Origin of the sequence: Novosphingobium sp. JCM 18896 (assembly GCF_025938095.1) — a bacterium.
Taxonomy (GTDB): Bacteria; Pseudomonadota; Alphaproteobacteria; order Sphingomonadales; family Sphingomonadaceae; genus Novosphingobium.
Window position 1 is genome coordinate 33,395 of the sequence record NZ_JAPCZF010000014.1, and the last position, 21,289, is coordinate 54,683.

General features: G+C 62.6%; 19 protein-coding genes and 1 pseudogene. 3 read left to right on the top strand and 17 right to left on the bottom strand.

The genetic code is table 11. The features are described 5' to 3' along the window. Positions 1-15: 15 nt before the first annotated feature. Positions 16-996: an LLM class flavin-dependent oxidoreductase gene (locus OLX23_RS25240; RefSeq protein ID WP_264448126.1), complete on the bottom strand. Its 981-nt coding sequence runs from the start codon at positions 994-996 to the stop codon at positions 16-18. Further along, the gene (locus OLX23_RS25245; RefSeq protein ID WP_264448127.1) at positions 993-2,012 is read right to left on the bottom strand and encodes a zinc-dependent alcohol dehydrogenase family protein; all 1,020 of its coding nucleotides are present in this window, start codon (positions 2,010-2,012) and stop codon (positions 993-995) included. The genes OLX23_RS25240 and OLX23_RS25245 overlap by 4 nt, the downstream gene beginning before the upstream one ends. Positions 2,013-2,182: 170 nt before the next feature. Here OLX23_RS25245 and OLX23_RS25250 point away from each other — a divergent pair, with 170 nt between their 5' ends. After that, the gene (locus OLX23_RS25250; protein ID WP_264448128.1) at positions 2,183-2,557 is read left to right on the top strand and encodes a winged helix-turn-helix transcriptional regulator; all 375 of its coding nucleotides are present in this window, start codon (positions 2,183-2,185) and stop codon (positions 2,555-2,557) included. 222 nt (positions 2,558-2,779) lie between these two features. Here OLX23_RS25250 and OLX23_RS25255 read toward each other — a convergent pair whose 3' ends face one another. Further along, positions 2,780-3,730 carry an SMP-30/gluconolactonase/LRE family protein gene (locus OLX23_RS25255; RefSeq protein WP_264448129.1) on the bottom strand — a complete coding sequence of 317 codons (951 nt, stop codon included), beginning with the start codon at positions 3,728-3,730 and terminating at the stop codon, positions 2,780-2,782. Positions 3,731-4,061: 331 nt separating this feature from the next. On the opposite strand from OLX23_RS25255, the gene OLX23_RS25260 reads away from it, so the two are divergent. Then, positions 4,062-4,694, top strand: coding sequence for a tyrosine-type recombinase/integrase (locus OLX23_RS25260; protein ID WP_264448130.1), 633 nt, complete (start codon positions 4,062-4,064; stop codon positions 4,692-4,694). Between the two features lie 760 nt (positions 4,695-5,454). Here the strand turns inward: OLX23_RS25260 and OLX23_RS25265 are convergent. Together OLX23_RS25265 and fliE are read right to left on the bottom strand one after the other, a co-directional pair. Next, positions 5,455-6,337 (bottom strand): annotated as a pseudogene (locus OLX23_RS25265) (bestrophin family protein). A 107-nt stretch (positions 6,338-6,444) separates the two neighbouring features. Further along, positions 6,445-6,873: a flagellar hook-basal body complex protein FliE gene (gene fliE, locus OLX23_RS25270; protein WP_264448131.1), complete on the bottom strand. Its 429-nt coding sequence runs from the start codon at positions 6,871-6,873 to the stop codon at positions 6,445-6,447. Positions 6,874-7,331: 458 nt separating this feature from the next. Here fliE and OLX23_RS25275 point away from each other — a divergent pair, with 458 nt between their 5' ends. Continuing rightward, a complete protein-coding gene (locus OLX23_RS25275) occupies positions 7,332-7,553 on the top strand; it encodes a hypothetical protein (protein WP_264448132.1) in 222 nt (73 codons plus the stop codon). A gap of 180 nt (positions 7,554-7,733) precedes the next feature. Here OLX23_RS25275 and OLX23_RS25280 read toward each other — a convergent pair whose 3' ends face one another. The 12 genes from OLX23_RS25280 to OLX23_RS25335 all read right to left on the bottom strand — a co-directional run bounded on the left by OLX23_RS25280 (position 7,734) and on the right by OLX23_RS25335 (position 21,114). Then, on the bottom strand, positions 7,734-8,177 hold the full coding sequence (locus tag OLX23_RS25280) for a hypothetical protein (RefSeq protein ID WP_264448133.1): 444 nt from the start codon (positions 8,175-8,177) through the stop codon (positions 7,734-7,736). A gap of 62 nt (positions 8,178-8,239) precedes the next feature. Continuing rightward, entirely contained in the window at positions 8,240-9,559 is a 1,320-nt protein-coding gene (locus tag OLX23_RS25285; protein ID WP_264448134.1) for an NRAMP family divalent metal transporter, read from the bottom strand. After that, positions 9,556-10,353: an HAD-IIB family hydrolase gene (locus OLX23_RS25290; protein ID WP_264448135.1), complete on the bottom strand. Its 798-nt coding sequence runs from the start codon at positions 10,351-10,353 to the stop codon at positions 9,556-9,558. The genes OLX23_RS25285 and OLX23_RS25290 overlap by 4 nt, the downstream gene beginning before the upstream one ends. After that, complete coding sequence (locus OLX23_RS25295) at positions 10,350-12,899, bottom strand: heavy metal translocating P-type ATPase (RefSeq protein ID WP_264448136.1); 2,550 nt, start codon at positions 12,897-12,899, stop codon at positions 10,350-10,352. The genes OLX23_RS25290 and OLX23_RS25295 overlap by 4 nt, the downstream gene beginning before the upstream one ends. Then, a complete protein-coding gene (locus tag OLX23_RS25300; RefSeq protein WP_264448137.1) occupies positions 12,896-13,504 on the bottom strand; it encodes a cation transporter in 609 nt (202 codons plus the stop codon). The genes OLX23_RS25295 and OLX23_RS25300 overlap by 4 nt, the downstream gene beginning before the upstream one ends. Further along, positions 13,497-13,931, bottom strand: coding sequence for a hypothetical protein (locus tag OLX23_RS25305; protein WP_264448138.1), 435 nt, complete (start codon positions 13,929-13,931; stop codon positions 13,497-13,499). The genes OLX23_RS25300 and OLX23_RS25305 overlap by 8 nt, the downstream gene beginning before the upstream one ends. 107 nt (positions 13,932-14,038) lie before the next feature. After that, a complete protein-coding gene (locus OLX23_RS25310) occupies positions 14,039-14,350 on the bottom strand; it encodes a zf-TFIIB domain-containing protein (protein WP_264448139.1) in 312 nt (103 codons plus the stop codon). A gap of 95 nt (positions 14,351-14,445) precedes the next feature. Then, positions 14,446-14,904 carry an SRPBCC family protein gene (locus tag OLX23_RS25315; protein ID WP_264448140.1) on the bottom strand — a complete coding sequence of 153 codons (459 nt, stop codon included), beginning with the start codon at positions 14,902-14,904 and terminating at the stop codon, positions 14,446-14,448. A gap of 70 nt (positions 14,905-14,974) precedes the next feature. Further along, positions 14,975-18,217, bottom strand: a complete 3,243-nt coding sequence (locus OLX23_RS25320; protein WP_264448141.1) for an efflux RND transporter permease subunit — start codon at positions 18,215-18,217, stop codon at positions 14,975-14,977. A gap of 3 nt (positions 18,218-18,220) precedes the next feature. Next, positions 18,221-19,384: an efflux RND transporter periplasmic adaptor subunit gene (locus OLX23_RS25325; RefSeq protein ID WP_264448142.1), complete on the bottom strand. Its 1,164-nt coding sequence runs from the start codon at positions 19,382-19,384 to the stop codon at positions 18,221-18,223. A gap of 3 nt (positions 19,385-19,387) precedes the next feature. Then, on the bottom strand, positions 19,388-20,689 hold the full coding sequence (locus tag OLX23_RS25330; protein ID WP_264448143.1) for a TolC family protein: 1,302 nt from the start codon (positions 20,687-20,689) through the stop codon (positions 19,388-19,390). A gap of 65 nt (positions 20,690-20,754) precedes the next feature. After that, positions 20,755-21,114 (bottom strand): hypothetical protein, encoded by a 360-nt coding sequence (locus OLX23_RS25335; RefSeq protein ID WP_264448144.1) that lies wholly within the window; start codon positions 21,112-21,114, stop codon positions 20,755-20,757. Between the last annotated feature and the right edge of the window lie 175 nt (positions 21,115-21,289).

Sequence of the window (21,289 nt, forward strand, 5' to 3'; positions counted from 1 at the left end):
GTGAGGGCCTTTGATTTAGGTTGCCGCCTGAGCGGTGATCTCGAGCGAGCGCACGCGCTGGCTGAAGTCGAAGACATCGGTGACGATCATCAGCTCGTCGGCCTTTGTGTCGGCGACGAGCTGGTTGAGCCCTTTGCGGACCGTCTCGGCGCTGCCCACCACGCTGCAGCTCAGCATCTGCCCGGTTTGGGCTTTCTCCCGCGGCGTCCAGTAGGCCTCGATGTCGTCTATGGGCGGCTTGAGCAGGCTCGGCATGCCCCGAAACATGTCGGCAAAGGTCATCTGCTGGGAGGTTGCCAGCACGCGGGCCTCGGCGTCCGTTTCTGCGGCGATCACGTTCACGCCGATCATCGCATAGGGCTGCTGCAGGTGCTCCGAGGGCTGGAAATTGGCCCGATAGGCCTCCAGCGCCTGACGCAATGCCTGCGGAGAAAACTGCGATCCGAAGGCATAGGGAAGGCCGAGCGCGCCGGCGAGATGCGCCCCGAATAGGCTCGATCCCAATATCCACAACGGCACGTTGGTCCCCGAGCCCGGCACCGCCTCGATCCGCTGCTCTTCGCGCTTGGGGGCGAGAAACGCCTGCAGCTCCTGGACGTCCTGGGGGAAGTTGTCCGCGTTGCCGGGATCCCGCCGCAGCGCCCGCAAGGTCATCTGGTCGGTTCCGGGCGCGCGGCCGAGTCCCAGGTCGATACGGCCGGGAAAGAGGGTTTCCAGCGTGCCGAACTGTTCCGCGATGACGTACGGGGCGTGGTTGGGCAGCATGACGCCCCCAGCGCCGACGCGGATCGTCGTCGTACCGGCCGCTATATGCGCCACCACGACCGACGTCGCCGCCGTGGTGACCGCCGGCGAGTTGTGATGCTCGGCCACCCAGATACGTTGAAAACCAAGCCGCTCGGCATGCTGGGCGAGCGCCCGGGCGTCATCCAGCGCCGTGCGGCGATCGGATCCCTGATGCACGCGCCCCAGTTCCAGAACGGACAGAGGTATCATCGTGCGGAGGGCCCCTCGATGACGACTTTGCCGACGTGGTTGCCGCTCTTGAGGCGCTGATAGGCAGCCTCGTAGTCCTCAAACGGGAAAACCTGATCGAGGACGGGATGCACATCATGCAGAGCCATGGCGCGCAGCAGCGCCTCGAAGCTCCCCCGCGGCCCGATCGACGTGCCGGCGACGTGGAGCGACTTGGCAAGGATGTCGATCGGCGGCAGCCCGCCCCCAAAGCCGCTGGTGAACCCGACCAGTGAGATGTCGCCCCCGTTTCGGGTTGCAGCGGCCGACTGCACGATCGTCTTCTCGCCCGCAATGTCGATGGTCTTGTCGACGCCGCGTCCGTCCGTGAGCGTCAGGATCTCCTTATCCCACGCCGGATGGGACCGGTAGTTGACGACCGCAGCGGCGCCAAGCGCCTTGAGCCGTTCCCCCTTCTCGTCCGACGAGGTGATCGCCAGAACCTTCGCGCCGAACATTTTGGCAATCTGCAGCGAGAACAGCGCTACGCCACCGGTGCCCTGCACCAGCACCGTCTCGCCCGCCTGCAAAGGCGACGACAGGTTCAGACCCGTCCAGGCCGTGACGGCCGCACAAGGCAGGGACGCCGCCTCCGCGTAGGAGATGTAGTCCGGCAGGTGCACGATGGCGTTCTCGTGCAAGAGAATCGTTTCGGCCAGCCACCCGTCGGTCGTCATGCCCAGACTGTCGTCGTGATACTCCGCGCGGTTGGGGCCGCCGATCCAGTGCTGGCAGCAGGACGCCGACACGCGGTCACCGACCTTCGCGCGCTTGACGTTTCGACCAACCGCGATCACCTCGCCGGCCCCGTCAGACAAAGGCACGCCATTAGGCTTGGTTGGGCCGCCATACGCGCCGTCAAGGATCGCCTGGTCGCGAAAGTTCAAGGACGCCGCGTGAACCCTGACCACGACTTCGTGCGGGCCGGGGTTCGGCATCGCCTCGTCGTGCAACTTAAGGCCTGGCTTGTCCCCAGACGTCCAACGCACAGTTTTCATCGTCTTAGTCTTCCTTTCGATCGGCATGGCGGTGTCGTTCCTGGGACCTACGGGCTGGTTGGCCGAAGGCACGTGTCACCCAAAATTTGCTTGATACCTAAATTAGCGGTAGCTACCGACCAGCGCAAGAACACACCATTAGGTATGGTACGAACCAAAAGGTAAGTTAGATGAAACGAGATTGGCGAAACGGGGATCCTGAACAGCAACTGTTCTGGGCGACGGCGACCTGCGAAACCCTGCGGGTGCTGGAAGGGAAGTGGAAGATTGTCATCATCGTCCAGCTCTTCGCGGCCAAGGCGCCGGTCCGCTTCTCGGAGCTTGAGAAGCGGGTCGTGGGGGTAAACCAGAAGATGCTGATCCAGCAGCTCAAGGAGCTGGAGAAGGACGGGATCGTCGCGCGGACGGTTTACCCGCAGGTCCCGCCGAAGGTGGAATATGCGCTGACCGAGCTTGGTCGCGCACTCGGTCCCTCTATCGAGTCACTGATCAATTGGGCCTTCCTCAAGTGCGAGATGAGCGGAGGAACGCCGCAGCAGGTTTGATGCCATCGCGGCAGTGCATCAACCATCACCTTGAACTGAACGTTCGAACCCTGGCTCAGATGAGAACCGGGTCAATCGGCGAGCTGGCTTGGGGGGGTACCCCAAACCAGCTCTTGCCGCCCTGCCAGTCGTAGGCATCGAACCGAGCTCAGTCTCTCCTCGTAGGCGGACAAAAGTCGGCGCTAGGACGAGGCGTGATCGCAGCTCATTGATCGCGCGCGATCAAGGCGCGGTTCCGAGGACCTTTCCGTCGATCGCATCGGCGCGGTAAATCGCGGCCGTGCCCCCTTTGTCATCGTTAGTCGTGATGAAGAGTTCACCGGTGTCGGGATGGATCGCAAGACTGGTGGTCCCGAGAAACCCTCCCTGCTCCCGTTCCGGGATCAATACCTGCGCGATCGGGACGCCTCGCCAATCGAAAACCAGCACCCGCCCTTCGGTATAAAGCGCGACATAGACATTGCCATCCGGATCCGTGCGCAGCGAGTCCACCTTCGCACCTATGAACCTGTACGCGATCGTCAGTCCATAGTCGGCGATTGTCGTTGGCCCGGCGAGTTCGATCCGGTGCAGCAACCCTCTGCCGGTCTCGGTGGCCCACAGGATCTTCTCATCCGGGCTGAGACCGATCCCGTTGGGCAGAGACAGGTTCGGAAGGATCGATGTAATCGTCTTCAAGTCCGGGGCGACATAGTAAACCCCGCCCGTGGGGTTGGCATTGTTGCCCTGCATATCGGTGAAGTAGAAGCCACCGTTCTTGTCGTAGACAAGGTCATCGGGAACGTGGCCGAGATGCGGATCGACGATGATCTGCTTGTCCGAGCCGTCCGGCTTGATCGCGAACACCGTCCCGCCGCTGTGAATGGATGTGAAACCGGCGACAACAATACGGCCATCCCCGTCGAAATCGAGGCCCGCAGCTCCGGCGGTGTTCTCGGTCAGAACGGCGGTCAATTTACGGTCTGGAGAAAGCCGCAAGACACGGCCGGTCATGCAATCGACGAAAATCAGGTCGCCCTGCTTATCAAACCTCGGCCCTTCGAGAATAACCCGATCTTTGATCCCTCCGAGGGGTGGCAAATCCTTCGTGATCGTGAACCATGTTTCGGCGACGATCGTTGGCAGGCTTTTCTCCCATATCGGTATGTTAGGCCCGCGACCTGTACTCATCATTACCCTATCTCCGCTGGTTGCTTAGCTGGCCTCCAAATTAGCGGTTGCTATACGACTCAGCAAGAACCCACCTTTTAGTTATATACCCACCAAAAGGTAAGTCATAGGGAAGACTGCTCTTCGGAAATTTCCACCAAAGCTTTCCCGGACGGCGGCGACGAGGGTGAGTATCCGCTTCCAAACGTCCATCGGCAGCTTCTATTGGGAGCAGACGTTTGCAGTGGCTGATCTGAGCAACCGGCCCTGGTCGGCACAAGCCCCGAGGCCATTCGTTCGTGACCTCGCCCGCAAACGTTCTTCATGTGGCCAATGTGGCCATAGGAGAACGACCATGGAGATGCCTGAAACCGAACTCACCGCCACCAAGCGCCCGGTCTGGAATGGTGGAAGGACCGTTGGTGCAAAGCGGGCTCTGAAACCAAAGCAGATCTGGGAAATCCGGTTTTACCTCAATCAGCGCCGCCGCCTGCGGGATCGGGCGCTGTTCGATCTGGCCATCGATAGCAAGCTTCGGGGTTGCGATCTTGTGCAGATGAAGATCGGCGACATTGTCAGCGGCGGACAGATCCGGACCCGGGCAATCGTGATGCAGCAGAAAACGGGACGGCCCGTTCAGTTCGAGTTGCTGCCGGACGCTCGGGCGAGCCTGCTGGCTTGGCTGGATCGGCGCGGCGGCACGGTGGACGATTATGTCTTTCCCAGTAGGGTTGATCATAAGGGGCATCTCAGCACCCGCCAGTACTCGCGGCTTGTCGACGAGTGGGTAACAGGTGTCGGCCTGCTGCGAAGCGAGTATGGCACACATTCTCTGCGCAGAACGAAGGCGTCGATCATCTACCGAGCCACCGGCAACCTTCGCGCCGTTCAGATCCTGCTCGGCCATAGCAAGATCGAGAATACGGTCCGCTATCTCGGAATCGATGTGGAGGATGCTCTTGCCCTCGCCGAGAATACGGAAATCTAAGCCCGATGGCGCCCGTTTTCGGTGGAGAGCCGGACACGGGCGCTTGGGACAAAGCCGTCGTCCGTTTCCGCCGGCGGTTAAGGCAGCTTTCGCCGGGAGCAGCCATTGTTCACGATTTCGAAACACCCCCTTGTAATGACCGAGACGTCGTAGAAACGCGTCTTCGACAGCCCCATCGACCTTTCGGTCTTCGCGACCAACGGCACCAACGAGGTCTATGAAGTATCGAACGGCGGCGGCTACATCTCGTCCGGAATAGGAGACAAGCTCTACGGCGCGCAGCGCATGTATGGTCTTCGCCTTCGTTACAATTTCGGGCGTTAGGACAATTAAGGTCCGGGTCTAATCTCCGCAGGTGGCCCCGGACCGCCTCACCGTGCCGCCGTGCGCGGTTGCCTGCGACAACGGGCACAAGAAGGCTTCTGAGCTCCATCAGGCGGCCCGTGCCGGGAGGGAGTAATTTTCGTCGAGCAACCATCACTCGTCGCACACGTTGAGCGAAGCGAAGGAGCTCGTTCATGGCCAGTGCGCCCCCAGATCCCCATCCCGACTCTCCGCCGGCCGGGCCCGAGGAGACACCGGATCAGCTTCCGGAAAAGCCCGATTATGACGGCCGCGAAAGCGTAGAGGATTTGCCGGCAAGCGAATGAAGTGTCCGGCCACAGGGCCGTTACACTCGACTTTGACCGAAGGTTTATGCTCGATTGCCTGAAGGTAGATGCGACACGCGCCGGGTGGACCGACTGCCTGCTGATCCTACCTACCACATAACGCCCTGGATCGGTTTCATAGGCTCAGGCGCTGAGCGCCCGAGCGCCTGCAGCAGATCGATCTCGATCGTGCGGCACATCGCGCTGAGCGGCACGTCGTGCACCGTGTTGGCAAACGGATTTGTCAAATCCTCGCCTATGCTCAGGGCCGCAAGGAATATCAGACCTATTAGCGTCGAGCCAAACGGAGTGGCGAGCCCAAGCGTCTCGATCAGCGCGATTGGCAGTAGCACGCAGAATATTCGCACGAACAGGTTGGGGAAGAAGCGGAAGCCGTTGGGGAGCGGGGTGTTCTTGATCCGCTCCATGCCCCCTTCCGCGTTGGCGACGTCGGTGAGGATTTGCTCGACGAGCAGCTGTTGAACTTGTCCCATTCGGCCCGCAGCAAGAGCGGCTGCAAAAAGTCCCGAAATCTGTTCCAGCAACGCATTGGCTTGATTGCGGCGCTCTCCGACCTCCGCGGCAACTGTGTCACCAGCAATTCTCACGATCTCATCACGCGGCGCTTGCTCTCTGAGCTGACAGCGCATCGCGTGAGCAAATGCGATCTGACGCAGCAGAACGCCCTCGCGCAATTTGGCGCTCGTCTCATCGCCGGAGTTAGTCAGACTCACAGTCACCCTGGCCAAGCTCCGCGACGCGTTGATCAGGGCTCCCCAAAGCGTCCGGGCTTCCCACCAGCGTGCGTATGCCGCATTGGTCCGGAAACCGAGAAACAGAGCGAGGGCCGTGCCAAAGAGCGCGAGCGGCAACGGCGGCTCATTAAACGAGGTCTGGAAATGGAAGGCCGTAACCGCCACGTCCCAGAACCGTCAACGGCTTCCAGACCTCGACGACGATCTGGCGCAATCGCGGCGAATTCCCAATGATCACGGCAGCTCCTCTCGGTGACGCCGCAATATCGGGGCGGCGCCACCGGATGTGCAACCGCAAATGGTACCCACGCCCTGCCCAAACAGTTCGGCAAGGCGTGGGGCCGACTAGACCTGCATGCGCATGATCTCGCCATAAGCCGACAGCAGCTTGTTGCGGACTTGCAGGGTCGCCTCGAAGGAAACTGAGGCCTCCTGCTCCGCGAGAGCCACGGATGCGACGTCGGTGATTTCGCCGCGCTGATAACTTTCGGTCACGACGTCCTCGCGCACTTGGGTAGCGTTGACGCGGCCAAGCAGCGAAGAGAGCGTCGACACCAAACCCGCAGCAGGCACACCGGCGTCGGGTGCGACGACCGGCGGTGTCAGCGAGGTCGTGGATTGCAGCGCGGTCGCACTGGCCAGCGCACTTGCAAAAGCGCCCGGTTCGGGCTTCTGCAGGCCGCCTGGGACTGGGGGTTGCGTCAGTCCGCGTAGCGCTTCCGCGCGCTGAAGAACCACTTCGCGCGCGCCGGCGATGTTTCGAATATCGGTCATGAACTTTATCCGTTCGATAGATGGTGCGTGGGGATCACGAGGGGTGATCCCGTCGCCTCGATGCGGAATGCGAGCGGCCCCTTCGCTGCTGTCACCAGAGAGGCAGTGCTGCTGCGTGTAAAAGTCGACGGCTATGGCCAGCGGATGTTTTCGCCTGCTCTCTAGACGGCCTCTGGGGGCGCGAGGATTTCGTCCGCCTCGTATTCACGAGGCTGCAGAAGTCCCTTACTCGCTAGAAATAGAGGTCAGGCGATTGGAGGCCGGAGTTCGGGCGCGCCGCGGCTGCGCGCCTGATCCGAGCGTGTCAGCGCTGCAAATGGTTGGGAGGTCAATGCAAAGTGGAGGGGCTCAAAGCGGGCGCTGCCCGCCGGAAATGGGCCCGACGCGTGACACGATGGATGATGATGAGGAGCGTTACGGTCGGAATCTGACTTCGTATCATCGGCGTCGTCCGTGCCGTGAAGCTGGCCCGCGCAATCCAGGATCAGGTCTGGCGCCTGCTCGAAGGCGTGAACGGCCGGCTTGGCGACAAGCGCCGCAAACGCAAGACACAGACAGAGCAGGCCGGCTCTCAACATGCGCATAAATTACGCGAATCTGCCTCCAGTGTCACGAAGGTTCACAAGTCAGTCGGCGCGCACACTTACATCTTCACGGACGCTCGAAGCGCATTCGGCTAAAGCCCCGTGGCGATGATGCGAGCGTAGAACGCAGCGCCTGCTACAGCGGCGGCGAAAACCGCGATCGCCAGGATCGCGAGGGGCGGCAGACGTTTCACGGCCGCGCCAATGCCGGAGGATGGCCACGAGCGGATCGGTATTTTGTCCGAGCCACAGCGCGACGACGGCGTCCACTCCCCGTCACGCGAACATCACCGGCAGAAAAGAAACTAGAATCGCCAACATGACCACCCCTGCGAACAGCAAACGCTCGCGACGAGGATCCGATACGTTTTGGATTCGGCGAACAACTTGCCAGGATGGCCGGCAAGGGAATTTCCAAGAGCCACCAACGATGCGGTCGAGCTCCCGATCACTTAGTTCGAAATATTCCCGCAGCTCCTGCACCGTCGATTTCGCGAGCCCGTCGACGCGAAAGATGGGATCGCGCCAGGCTATCTCAAGGGGAGTGTCTTCGATGCTCACATCGTCGAAACCTAGGCGCGAGTGAATCCATTTCGGCGGGAGCAGCTGAAAGATTTCGTCGGGTTCACGCGCCAGCAGCTCTGCCCACCGGGCAAGTCGCTCATCGCGCGTGAGCAAGCGCGGCCTTTTGACGAGGTCGAGGGGAGGCCCGAAGGTCATCAGACCCCCGCTCGCACACCCGAAGCGCGCGAGGAGTGGCGAAATTCTCGCACCAAGCTTCGTCACAGAAAAGCCATTACGACTGTTGCAAAGACGCACAGGCCGAGCGTTACAGTCGCCATCCATCCCAGGACAAACAGGGTCCTGCCGATCGGCCAGTCACCCATGATGTCCTGGCGTCTCGCCATCAGCATCATCGCTGCCATGACGGGCACGGAAACAAACCCGTTGATGACCGCGCTCCAGAAAAGCGCCTGGATCGGGTTGATCGGCGTGAAGTTCATAGCCATCCCGACGAGCGTCGCCGCGACGATCGAACCATAGAAGGCTTTTGCCTCCAATGGCCTGCGATTGAGGCCGGTCGGCCAGCGGCGCGCTTCACCCACAGCGTAGGCGGCTGATCCCGCAAGCACCGGCACAGCCAGCAAACCCGTACCAATGATGCCGAGAGCAAACAGGGCGAAGGCGAACGGTCCCGCGATGGGGCGTAGCGCCTCGGCGGCCTGTGCCGAGGATTCGATCGAGGTTGAGCCCGATTGCGAAAAGAAGGCCGCGCCCGCTGTGATCATGATCGCCATGGCAACGAGATTTGAGAGCGCCATTCCAATTAGCGTATCCGCACCAATACGCGCGATGGCAGCCTTGCCCTGATCTGGCGCTTCGGTGAGCGGTTTGCGCGTGGGCTTTTCGTCGATGTCCTCGACTTCCTGACTAGCCTGCCAGAAGAACAGGTAGGGGCTGATCGTCGTCCCGAAGATCGCAACGACCATGGTCAGGTACGAGGCGGAAAAGTCGACCGACGGCAGAAGCAATCGAGTCCCGACTTCTCGCCATGGTACCTCGACGAAAAACAGCGTCGCGACGTAAGCGAGAAGCGCCAGCGCAAGCCATTTGAGGATCCCGACATAGCGCTTGTACTGCAGGAGAAGCTGCATCAGGACGCAAATCGCAGCAAATATGGCGACGTAAAGTGCATGCGGGCCCTTCACCAGCAGAGCGAAAGCATCTGCCATTGCGCCAAGATCCGCCCCGATGTTGATCGTGTTCGCCACGACCAACAGCCAGACGATCCCCTGAAGCATCGCATTCGGGTAGTGGCGCCTCAGATTGCCCGCAATGCCGCGCCCGGTCGTGCGCCCAATCCGTGCGCTGATCGTCTGCACCGCGACCATCAATGGATAGGTGAAGAGGAGCGACCAAAGCAGACTGCAACCGAAACTCGCTCCCGCCTGACTGTAGGTGGCGATGCCGCTAGGGTCATCGTCGGAGGCGCCCGTTACAAGCCCAGGCCCGAGGATCTTGAGCAAGCGCGGTTTGGTGGGTTCGACGACCGCGCTCGGCGGTACGTCGCGCTCGCCTCCAACATCATCAAGAGCACTCATGCATCCCCATCCGCAATTGCGGCATTTCCAATGCTGTCTGGTTGGTCCGGGGCAAGGCAGGCAGTGATGGCACCGACCACTGACTTGGTCTCGACCACGTCACGGACGCGAACCACGTCGAGGCCCAGTTCGGCCGCCGGATAGTCGTTTCCGCCCGGAAAGATCGCATCTCCAATGAACAGCATTTCGCCCAAAGAGATCCCGCTTATTTCGCTAAGGCGCTGTAAGCCGTAAGCCTTGTCGACGCCCCCCCGTGTGACGTCGATCGAGGTCGTGCCCCCGATGTTGACCGAGAAGCCTGCTAGCCGTGCGCGCAGCACACGCTGGAGAGCCTTGCGCTTGGTGTGGTCAGGATCCCAAGCCATCTTTTGTTCGAGCGAAGCCTTCTGGCCGAGACCCGAAAAGGTGATCTGACTTTCCCGGTCCTCGATGCGATCGCCCCAGATCGCTCCCTCCATGAGCCCGGTTTCGCGGAAAGCCTCGTCGAATGCCGTCAGTATCTTCGCCTGTTCTTCGTCAGAGAACACTTCGGCATAGATTCTGCGCCATTCGTTTTCGACGAAGCGATAGAGCTTCGTGCCGGTGGTCGGCATCAGCCAGAGGCGCTCGCGCCGTGTTTCAGCGGGCAATCGCAAGGCTACCTGCTTGCCGAACTGCGGCCAGTCGCCCCCCGAAATCACTGCCACTTGTGCGACATTGAGCAGCGCCGCCAGGGCAGAAGCCATGTCAGCCCCGAGTGGCTGCTTGCTTTCAGCAAGGGTACCGTCGAGATCAAAGGCGATCAGCCGCTTCACGCCGCCTTCCCCGCTGGGTCGCGATAGGCGAGCAATCTCAATGCGTTGACGACGACGAGCAGCGTCGAACCCTCGTGCAGGGCGACAGCCGGACCTATACCAAGACCCAGAATTGTTGCGGGCACGAGGAAGGCGACGACCCCAAGGCTGACGAAGACGTTCTGCCGGATGATGCCCCTGGTATGTCGGCTGAGACCGACTGCGAAGGGCAGGTGCGCGAGATCGTCGGCCATCAGCGCGACATCCGCAGTCTCGAGGGCCACATCGGAGCCGGCCGCGCCCATGGCGATGCCGACCGTAGCATTGGCCATGGCCGGCGCATCGTTGACGCCGTCGCCCACCATCGCGACCTTGTCCTCGCCGGCGAGCTTGCGGATTGCAGCCACCTTGTCCTCTGGCATCAGATCGCCCCAGGCCTCGTCGAGGCCAACGTCCGCGGCGATCGCTTCGGCCACCTTCTGGTGATCGCCCGAGATCATGATCATCCGCGCGATACCGAGGTCATGCAGCCGCTTGAGCGCTTCGCGCGCCGCCGCGCGCGGGGTGTCCATCAGGCCGATGGCACCAAGATCGCGGTCGCGCTTGCGTACCACCATCGTGGTCCGTCCATTTTCACGCAGGTTGGCGATCGCCTCGGTCGCCGCGGCCCCCAGCCTCGGAGCGCCGTCCACTCCGAACATCTCGGCTTTGCCGATCCAAACGGTTTCGCCATCAACGGTCGCTGTGACGCCGCGCCCCGTCAGGCTCTTGAGATCCGAGGCGGCGGGCACGGTTGACGCCCCGAGCCGCTCGCGACCGTCCTTGACGATCGCCTGGGCCAGCGGATGATCGCTCAAAGCTTCGACCGCTACGGCTATCGAGAGCAGCTCCTCTTCGTTAGCACCGTCAACCGCGACCACATCGGTGATGCGCGGACGACCCTCGGTAAGAGTACCGGTCTTGTCGAATGCAATCGCCTTGAGAGAACCAAGGTTCTCGAGCGGTGCGCCGCCCTTCACGAGGACGCCGCCGCGCGCTGCGCGGGCAACGCCTGACAGCACAGCGCTGGGCGTCGCGATCGCAAGCGCGCAAGGGCTGGCCGCCACGAGCACGGCCATCGCGCGGTAGAAGGTATCGCGAAACGGCTCGTCGATCACGAAACCCGCAAAGAGCAGCAGCACCACCAGGATCAGGACCGAGGGCACGAACACACGTTCGAAGCGATCGGTGAAGCGCTGCGTCGGCGACTTTTGGGTTTCAGCCTCGCTGACCATCTGAACGACTTTGGCGAGCGCGCTCTCACCCGATCGCCGCGTTACCTCGATCTCAATGGCCGCGCCGCCGTTGATCGTGCCCGCAAAGACCCGTGAGGACGATGCGACGGCATCGGGTTTTGCCCGCGCCACGGCGAGGTCTTCGACGGGCACCTTGTCGACGGGGATGGACTCGCCGGTGACGGGCGCCTGGTCGATCGCGCTCGTACCGCTCGTCACGAAGCCGTCAGCTGGCAAGCGTTCGTTCGGACGGACGATGACGGTATCACCGACAACGAGCTCCTCGACGGGAATCTCGCTGGTCTCTCCATCGCGACGCACGGTTGCCGTCTCGGGCGCGAGTTCGGCAAGCGCTTCGATAGCCCGCTTCGCCCGGCCCATCGCGTAATGCTCGAGCGCATGGCCAAGACTGAACAGGAAAAGCAGCAAAGCGCCTTCCGCAAAAGCACCGAGCGCCGCAGCGCCGGCCGCCGCGACAAGCATTAGCGTGTCGATCTCGAATTTCTTGAGCCGCAGGTTGTCGATCGCCTCGCGCAAGGTAAACCAACCGCCGAAGATATAGGCCGCGACGTACGCCGCAGTTGGCAACCATTCGGGCGATCCCGCCGCGAACTTCTCGATCAGATAACCGAGCCCGAGCAGACCGCCGCAGGCGAGAGCAAAGATGAGCTCGGTATTGGGACCGAGAAAATCGGCATGCGAGTGATCGTGTCCGTCGCCGGGACCATGCGCAGCCTTTGTCGGCCCATCTGCAGCGCTGTCGTGACCGCTCCCGCTATGTCCGCCAGGACCATGATCGTGGCCAGCATGGGCGTCACGAACGGGCTTGGCGCTCAGAGATCGTTTCGGCACCTTTACCGATACGCCAAGCTTTCCCAGAGCGTCCGTGATCTTTGTGTCGTCGATCTGCTGGCGGTCGTATTCAACGCGGAGCACGCCCGACGGGCTCGCATCGGCCTCAAGCACTCCGGGCAATGCCTCAACCGTCTCGGAAACCGTACGGGCACGACGCTGATGGCCAATGCCCGAAACCTGCCAGAGCAAATGCCCGTAGCGCTCGGTGACGTCGGCACCCGCGCCGCGCACGATCTCGCGAAGCCGCGAGAGCGAAAGCTGTGCCGGGTCGAAATGGACGCAAAGTTTGGGTGCGGCCTCCTGCGTCGTGTCGACATGGGCGGTCTCGACACCCTGGTGGCTTTTGACGAGCTCGACGAGCCGCGTCACACAGGCGTCCGCGGTATCGGCGACGTCCGGGAGCAGAAGGGGAATGTCGAGCTTCAATTTCTGAGTCATGAGCGCTGCTCCCGGTTAGCTTTGGTTTCCCGGCGGGCATCCTTCAGGATTTCGATGCCGCCCTTGATCGCGATGGCTGCCGTGGCAAAACCCACGACGAGATCCGGCCAATTGGTTTGGAGCCAGACGACGAGGGCACCCGCGATCAGGATGCCGCCGTTGGAGATGAAATCGTTGAAGCTGAACGTCGTGGCAGCGCGCAGGTTCACGTCGGGCTCTTCGAGCCGCTGGAGGAGCTTTAGGCACGCGTAGTTCACGACGGCCGCGATCGCAGACATAATCATCATGTCTGCGCCAATCGGCTCACTGCCGTAGACATATCGCCGCCCAACATCGGCGAGGATGCCAACCGCGAAAACGAGAAGCATGACGCCCGACACGCTGGCAGCCCGGGTTTTCCATTGCTGTCCGTGCGACAGCGCAACCAGGCTAAGCGAATAGACGGCCGCATCGGAAAGATTGTCGAGGCCATTGGCGATGAGCGCGCTCGAATCGCCAGCCAGCCCCACGACGAAAAAAGCGGCCGAAATGGCGAGGTTGAGCGCCAGGACGATCCAAAGCGTGCGCCGCTCGGCGCGATCGCCGCGTGCCTGCGCGTCAGACATGGCGGGCGCTCCCATCGAACCGAAAGATCCCCATCCGCGAGGTCTCGGAGCGGCGGCCGTCGAGCTGGCGGCACCGCAATGGCGTCGCGCCTTGACGCGCGATGGTCATTCGGTCGCCATCTGCGATCGTAAGCGTCATGCCCTGGCCAACGAAGGGCTCCCCCGTAGCGGGAGCGGTCAGGCGCTGACGCATTCCATCCGGAGCGTCAGAGAACTCCAGCGTCAGGCCGTCTTTCAGAAAATCGACATCGTACCGCGAGCCATCCTCACAGGCGTAGCTGTGCTCGCCTATGATGGTGGGTACAGTCAGTTCGTCGTGTTCGGGCGCTTGCTCTGATGAGCACGCCGACAGCGCCGCGAATGCCAGACAGCCAATCAGCGGCCGCACCCGTCTGAGACGTATCGTCAGGTTGCTATCCAAGTTCAATTTGTCTCTCCTTTTGTCGCGGGGCGCCGGGCGACGACGCCCCGCGACGCGGCCTTCTCACGCACGAACTGGAGCCAAACACCGTGCGCGGGGCCGATCCCATTCGTTCAGTCGAAGAGCTCGCTCCAGAAGCTCTTGCGGCGATGCCCGCTGCGGGAATGCCCGTGGCCGCGATCGTCATGACCGCCGTGGCTTGCCTCACCGCGGGATGTTGAATCCGCGCGGGAGAAGGGGCTGCGTTGCTGCTCAAATTGCGCGGCACTGCGTTCGATGATCTTGTCTAGTTCGCCCCGATCGAGCCAAACGCCGCGACATCGGGGGCAATGGTCGATCTCGACGCCTTGCCTTTCACTCATGACAAGATCGATCCGGCAGACCGGACATGGAAGTCCCTGATTTTCTGAGGATACCGAGCTCATGATCTTCTCCGTTATTCGGCGGATCGATGCCGGGTCGTCGACCCGGCGGTAGGAGCGCTTTGCGAGAGCGAGGGCGCGAAGTTCGTCACCGCTTTTCAACGACGGCCCGGCGACTTGGGCAGGCCGGGTTTGCGGCCCATTACCTTGAGACGATCCGCAAGTGCTGCGTCCTGCTCGGCCATGTGGGCGCGAACCTCTTCACGCATGACGCGGTCGAAAATTCGTCCGACGAGACCACGCGAAACGAAGCGGTGCCGAATTGCGGCGCCGTTTGTGAGCGGTGTAATCTCGTAGCGTTCTTCAAAGCGAAGGAGGCCCGGGCGTCCGGCCCACCAGGTCCATAGGCCGGGTTTTTCCGCTCCCTCCAGGTAGAAGGGCATCCGCACGTGGAAATCACTCGTGAAGTTCCAAGTGACGATGCCATCACCTTTGCGCATCCGCGGGAAAGTGAAGCGGTAATGCGGGTGCCAGAGAGCATATCCCGCAACGTCAGCGAGCAGGCTCCACACTTTCAGCGGCGAAGAGTGGACGGTGAAATTGGTTTCCTCTGCCATTGGCGATTCCTGGTCGTGGCAAGTGGCAATCAGCGTGAGACCGGCCGCGGCCAGCCTCACGCCTTGAGCCTCAGTGTTGCAGTTGTGGCTCGCCTTCTTCCTCGGACGGGTGCTGGGGCTCGCTCAGATCCTCATCCTGCTCGAGCTCCTTGTTGCCGTAGCGGGCGTAGAGCGTTGGCAGGACGAAGAGCGTCAGCAGCGTCGCCGAGATGAGTCCGCCGATGACGACTGTGGCGAGAGGCTTCTGCACCTCGGCGCCCGCACCCGTGCCAAGCGCCATGGGAACGAAGCCGAGGCTCGCCACCAGGGCAGTCATGACCACCGGTCGCAGGCGCTGGATCGCACCGCTGCGTGCCGCCTCGGCACGATCCATACCCTGTCGCATGAGATCGTGGATCGAAGAGACCATGACGAGGCCGTTCAGCACCGCGATGCCAGACAAGGCGATGAAACCCACCGCTGCCGAGATCGAGAAGTCCATGCCTCTCAGGAACAACGCCAGCACGCCGCCGACGAGCGCCATTGGAACGCCCGTGAAGACGATGGCGGCATCACGTACGGATCCAAGAGCCCCGTAGAGCAGCAGCAGGATCAGGATGAAGCAGGCCGGGATCACCAGCTGCAGGCGCTCGCGCGCCGAAGCCAGGTTTTCGAACTGCCCACCCCATTCCAGGTAGCTGCCCGGTGGAAGTCGGACCTCCTTGGCGATGTTAGCTTCGGCCTCCTCAACGACGCCCGAGATGTCCCGCCCACGCACGTTGGCCTGAACCACCACGCGACGCTTGCCGTTCTCGCGGCTGATCTGGTTGGGTCCATCGATCACGCGGATGTCGGCAACGCTCGCGAGCGGAACGAACGATCCTCCCGCGACGGGCACTTGCACCTGCTGAAGCATCGAGAGGTCGGCGCGCTGAGCCTCGGACAAGCGTATCACCACCGGGAAGCGGCGATCCCCTTCGAAGATCATGCCCGCCTCGCGCCCACCGAGCGTAGCCGTCACAGTGTCCTGCACGTCCTGCGCGGTCACCCCCAAACGCGACATTGCGTCGCGGTTGATACGGATGTCTAGCATCGGCAGGCCTGTGGTCTGCTCGACCTTGACGTCGACCGCGCCCTGCGTTCGGCGCAGGACGCCGGCGATCTTCTCGGCCGTGGAATTCATGGCGTTGAAGTCGTCACCGAAGACCTTGACCGCGATGTCGCCGCGCACACCGGCGATTAGCTCGTTGAAGCGCATCTGGATGGGCTGCGTGATCTCGTAGGCATTGCCAGGATACTGGCCGAGCTTCTTTTCGAGACGTTCGACAAGTTCAGCCTTGGTCAGGCTCGGATCGGGCCACTCGTCGCGTGGCTTGAGGATGACGAACATGTCGGTGGCGTTTGGTGGCATGGGGTCCGAAGCGAGCTCAGCCGTGCCGGTCTTCGAGAAGACGAACTTCACTTCCTTCTGCTGCGACATCATTCGTTCAATCGGAACCTGCATTGCCTGGCTTTGCTGGACCGAAGTCGCGGGGATGCGCAGTGCCTGGATCAGGAGATCGCCTTCGTCGAGCTGGGGCAGGAAGACCTGTCCCAGGGTCATGAAGGCGACAGCAGCTACCGCAAATCCGGCGACACCTGCGCCGACCGTGACGGTCGGCTTGGCCATCGCCTTGTCGAGGCCTGGCTCATAGCGCTCCTTGAGCCAGGTCATGATCCGCCCCTCTTTCTCTTCCACTCGGTTGGAGAGCCAGATGGCGATCGCCGCAGGAACGGCGGTCAGAGAAAGGACAAAGGCGAAGGCTAGCGCGATGATGACGGTAAGAGCCATCGGCACGAAAGTCTTACCCTCAACCCCGGTCAGGGTGAGCAGCGGGACGTAAACGAGGATGATAATTCCCTGGCCGTAGACCGAGGGACGGATCATCTCTCGTGCCGCCGAGGCGACGGTAGCAAGACGTTCCTGCAGGGTCAGCACGCGCCCCTGGTAATGCTGCTCATGCGCCATGCGCCTGAGCGCGTTCTCCACAATGATGACCGCGCCATCGACGATGAGGCCGAAATCGAGCGCGCCAAGGCTCATAAGATTGGCCGATACCCCGGCTTGCAACATGCCGAAGCTCGTCAGGAGCATCGTCACCGGGATGACCATGGCCGCGATCAGCGCAGCACGGAAATTGCCGAGCAGCGCGAACAGGACAACGATCACGAGAAGCGCGCCCTCGGACAGGTTCTTGGCGACAGTCTTGATCGTCGAATTGACCAAGGCCGTACGATCTAGCACCGGCTGCACGATCACATCTGGCGGCAGCGAGGCATTGATCTCAGTCAGGCGGTCGGCGACCGCTGTCGCTACCGTCCGGCTGTTCTCGCCGATACGCATGATCGCCGTGCCCACGACGACTTCGGTGCCATTTTCCGAGGCTGAGCCCATGCGGATTGCCTGGCCGGTCTTGACCGTGGCGACCTGCGAGAGCGTGATCGGCACGCCTTCACGCGTAGCGACGACGATGCGCGACAATTCGTCGGCATTGCGCACCAGCGCGTCCGAACGCACCGCGAGACCCTCGCCGTTGCGGTTGACGAAGCCGCCACCGACGCTCGTGTTGTTGCGCTCGAGCGCCGTACCGAGATCGGTCAAGGTCAGGCCCAGCGAAGCGAGGCGCTGGACGTCCGGGACTACCAGGAACTGCTTGGCATAACCGCCGATCGAATCGATGCCGGCGAGGCCCTTGGTGTTCTTGAGCAGCGGGGCGACGATCCAGTCCTGCGCGGTGCGCAGGTAAGTTGCCTTGTCGATGTCGTTGGTCAGCCGATCGCCCTCTGGCGTCAGATAGCTGCCGTCAGGCTGCATGCCCGGTTCGCCGGGCAGATGCTTGTCATCCTTGCGGTGTTCGAGCCGGACGGTCCACATGTAGACCTCACCCAGGCCGGTGGCGATCGGCCCCATCTCGGGGTTCACGCCGTCTGGCAGGTTCTCTGCAACGCCCGCAAGACGTTCACCGACCTGTTGGCGAGCAAAGTAGATGTCGCTCGAGTCCTCGAAGACGGCGGTGACCTGGGCGAAGCCGTTGCGGCTCAGCGAGCGGGTATATTCAAGGCCGGGAATGCCCGCGAGCGCGGTCTCGATCGGGAACGAGACCTGCTTTTCGACCAGTTCGGGCGAGAGCGCAGGAGCGCGGACGTTGATCTGGACCTGGTTGTTGGTGATGTCGGGGACGGCGTCGATCGGAAGGCGATAGAGCGCGGCCGCGCCGATGACGGCGGCAATGGCGGTCAGAAGCAGGACGAGCCAGCGCTTGTGAACCGCCCAGTTGACGATGGGGGCGATCATGGCTCAGTCCTCGTGCGCAGCTTCGCCCTTGCCGAGTTCGGCCTTGAGCGTGAAGCTATTGGTCGTTGCGATCTGCTCGTTGCCCTTGAGGCCCGAACGTACGATCACGCTGCTGCCGGCGCTGTCCCCGATCGTGACTGGGGTTGCCTGAAAGCCCGACTTGGTACGGACGAAAACGACCGTCTTGCCCTCTACGGTCTGGACCGCTGTCGAGGGCACCCGAACGGCACCGTCTCCACCCTGGCCCGACAATTCGATCGAAGCACTGACGGGCTCGCCGACGCGCCAAAGACCGGCACGGTTGTCGAGCGTGGCGATCATCGGCACCTGGCGCGTCTGAGCATCGAGCGCCGGCGAAACGAAGGTCACACGCGCGGTTGCCTGACGGCCTGCCGCCGTCACCTGCACCGCATTCCCAGGGCGAACCCGCCCCGCATCTGCCGGTTGAAGATTGAGCGCCAGCGACACGCTGGACAGATTGGCGACCCGGAAAAGTTCGGCGTCCGCCGCGACGGTTTGCCCGAGGACGACGCTGCGGGCGATCACCTGGCCGGAGAGCGGTGCGGTAATCCCGAGGCGATTGAGACCGCCGCCACCACCGCCCGCGGCCGAGACCTGGCCCTGGGCCTGTTGGAATGCGATCCTTGCTTCGGTCGCCGCCGTGCGCGCCGCGATCAGATCCTGCTCGGGGGAGACGCGCTGTCGAAACAACCGCTCCTCGCGCGCGAGGTTAGACTGTGCGAGCGCGAGCCGTGCGCGCGAAGCTTCGACCTCGCCCTTGAGCTGGGCCGCCTCGCGGCTTTCAATCACGGCGAGCACTTGCCCACGTGCTACGCTCTGTCCCAGGTTCCGCGTCAACGACACCACGCGCCCGCCGATCGCGGCAGAGACGACCTGGGTGCCCTGCGGATCGCCTTCGATCGTGGCGGGGAGTTCGAGCGTGCCGGCGCCGCCGACGGTAGGACGCCCAAGTTGGATGCCGGCCGAAGCGATCTGTTCGCTCGTCAGCGTGATCTTCCCTTCGTCGGCGTGGGCGGCCGTGGCGCCTTCTTTTGCCTCGGCGCCTTCACCATCCTTGGCGGCGGGATCGTTCCCCCCGCCGCAAGCGGCAAGGACAAGAGCGAAACTGAGTGGCAGCGCGGTCATGGCTGCGATCTTGCGGTTCATGGATCAATTCCCCTGTTCTGGCGCGGGAGCTGGGGCTGGAGTGGTCAGCCGCTCCAACCGCGCCTTGGCATTGTGATAAGTGGCAAGCGCATCGATTGCGGCGATGCGTGTGTCGGCGAGCGTGCGCTCGGCATCGAGCAGTTCGAGCTGGCCGAACTTGCCTTCACGGTATCCGATACGTGCAATCCGCGCGGCTTCCTGAGCCGCGGCAAGTGCCGGACCATTCGCATTGCGCGCAGCTGTTGCGGCGTTATCCACCTCGGCTTGGGCGTCGGTAATGGCCTGCTCGATATCGAGCGCAGTCACCCGCCGCCTCGCTTCTGCCTGCGATCGCAGGGCCGAAGCCTGATCAACCGCCGCCCGGCCGGAATTGAATACCGGTATCGGGATAGAGAGCGTGAATAACGCAGCGGTGTCGCCAGTAGCCTCGAGACGGCGCAAGCCAGGTCCAAGCGTTACGTCGGGCACGCGCTGCGATTTCGCCAAGCGAACCCCGGCATCGGCATAGGCAAGGTCGGCATCGGCTGCAGCGAGGGCCAGAGTTCCACTGGCCTCGGCTGTGGTTGCGGGGCCGTAGCTGACCGCTGGGATCTTATCGAGCGCGTTCATGTCGAGAACGCCGACGATCGGTTGCCCCAGGCGCCGCTCGAGATTGATCCTTGCGGCGTCGGCAAGGCGCTGTGCCCGATCGACGCCTGCCTGGGCATTGAGCCGTGCGACATCGGCGCGTTGCTCCTCGATCGGCGAAGCACGGCCAGCTTGCACGCGCACGCGAGCGGCCGAGAATGCGTCGTTGGCGATGGAGAGTTGATCGCGCGCCGTGAAAGCCCGCCACTTGGTGGCCACGGCGTCGACATATAGCTGCGTCACCTGGAGCCGGACATCGGCCTGGGTGATCGCCGCTGTCAGCAGCGCACGACGGGTCTGCGCATCGGCGACGGCGATGCGGGCCGAGCGCTTGCCGCCCAGCTCAATTGGCACGGCAAAGCTGACCGTGGTCTCGGCAGAATTGAAGCCCTTGTAAGGACCGCTCCCAACCACGTTCTCGACCATCGTGTCGACGGTCGGATTGGGTCGAAGACCTGCTATCCGGCGGCCAGCTTGAGCGGCATGGATGCCCGCCTCGGCCGCCTCGACCGATGGCGCGCTACCGCCGGCTGCGCCGATGGCGTCTTCCAGCGCATATACGGCGATGGGGGTAGTCTGATCGGCTCTTGCCGGTGGCGCCGACGCCACCGGACTTTGCGCATGCGCCGCTGAGACGCATGACGTCGCGGCCAGAAGGGCCGCAATGATCCTGTGCATGTAGGAAACCTTGATGGATTGACTTGGGCCCGCTCACCCGAAGGCGCGCAGGCGATGGCAACCAATCAGGCGATAGGAGGCCTCAAGGCCGGGCCAGGTGACCAGCGGCCCATCACTTCCTCGTTTCCGAAGGACAAGTTTGGCGTCGGAAGAACTGCGGCGAGCGGAGCACCGTAAGCGCGCGGAAGGCAGGCTGCCGCGCCGCTGCAATGACCGTGATGCTGGATGGCCTTGTCCGAGCCTGTCTGCGACTGATCCGAGTCGCTAGGGGACTGATCAAGATCGCCTTCGCTATGAACATAGCCAGAGCATTCAAGGTCGCGTGCGCCCGAAAGCTCGCGTGCGTGGACCACCGTCGACGTGCCGATCGCCGCGATCATAAGCCAGAAAAGGAGAAGCCCCCGGCGAAACATGGTCAGGCGCATAGGTGATTTCCTTGCGCAAGTCACGGTCGTTTCGCCTCATTACGACCAGAGTGGAAGCTTTGGCCAGGCTTCGCAGGCATTGGCACGGCCACGCCTGCGAACGCCATACCGGCGATCGCTCTTGCAACAGTGTCCAATCTTGAGGCGAGACGAGCCAATCCGATTTCCGATTCGC

What these genes read in the sequence shown, in the direction of transcription:
- OLX23_RS25240 (WP_264448126.1), bottom strand. Translation starts at nt 996, where the DNA reads ATGATACCTCTGTCCGTTCTGGAACTGGGGCGCGTGCATCAGGGATCC.
- OLX23_RS25245 (WP_264448127.1), bottom strand. Translation starts at nt 2,012, where the DNA reads ATGAAAACTGTGCGTTGGACGTCTGGGGACAAGCCAGGCCTTAAGTTG.
- OLX23_RS25250 (WP_264448128.1), top strand. Translation starts at nt 2,183, where the DNA reads ATGAAACGAGATTGGCGAAACGGGGATCCTGAACAGCAACTGTTCTGG.
- OLX23_RS25255 (WP_264448129.1), bottom strand. Translation starts at nt 3,730, where the DNA reads ATGATGAGTACAGGTCGCGGGCCTAACATACCGATATGGGAGAAAAGC.
- OLX23_RS25260 (WP_264448130.1), top strand. Translation starts at nt 4,062, where the DNA reads ATGGAGATGCCTGAAACCGAACTCACCGCCACCAAGCGCCCGGTCTGG.
- fliE (WP_264448131.1), bottom strand. Translation starts at nt 6,873, where the DNA reads ATGACCGATATTCGAAACATCGCCGGCGCGCGCGAAGTGGTTCTTCAG.
- OLX23_RS25280 (WP_264448133.1), bottom strand. Translation starts at nt 8,177, where the DNA reads ATGACCTTCGGGCCTCCCCTCGACCTCGTCAAAAGGCCGCGCTTGCTC.
- OLX23_RS25285 (WP_264448134.1), bottom strand. Translation starts at nt 9,559, where the DNA reads ATGAGTGCTCTTGATGATGTTGGAGGCGAGCGCGACGTACCGCCGAGC.
- OLX23_RS25295 (WP_264448136.1), bottom strand. Translation starts at nt 12,899, where the DNA reads ATGACTCAGAAATTGAAGCTCGACATTCCCCTTCTGCTCCCGGACGTC.
- OLX23_RS25300 (WP_264448137.1), bottom strand. Translation starts at nt 13,504, where the DNA reads ATGTCTGACGCGCAGGCACGCGGCGATCGCGCCGAGCGGCGCACGCTT.
- OLX23_RS25310 (WP_264448139.1), bottom strand. Translation starts at nt 14,350, where the DNA reads ATGAGCTCGGTATCCTCAGAAAATCAGGGACTTCCATGTCCGGTCTGC.
- OLX23_RS25315 (WP_264448140.1), bottom strand. Translation starts at nt 14,904, where the DNA reads ATGGCAGAGGAAACCAATTTCACCGTCCACTCTTCGCCGCTGAAAGTG.
- OLX23_RS25320 (WP_264448141.1), bottom strand. Translation starts at nt 18,217, where the DNA reads ATGATCGCCCCCATCGTCAACTGGGCGGTTCACAAGCGCTGGCTCGTC.
- OLX23_RS25325 (WP_264448142.1), bottom strand. Translation starts at nt 19,384, where the DNA reads ATGAACCGCAAGATCGCAGCCATGACCGCGCTGCCACTCAGTTTCGCT.
- OLX23_RS25330 (WP_264448143.1), bottom strand. Translation starts at nt 20,689, where the DNA reads ATGCACAGGATCATTGCGGCCCTTCTGGCCGCGACGTCATGCGTCTCA.
- OLX23_RS25335 (WP_264448144.1), bottom strand. Translation starts at nt 21,114, where the DNA reads ATGCGCCTGACCATGTTTCGCCGGGGGCTTCTCCTTTTCTGGCTTATG.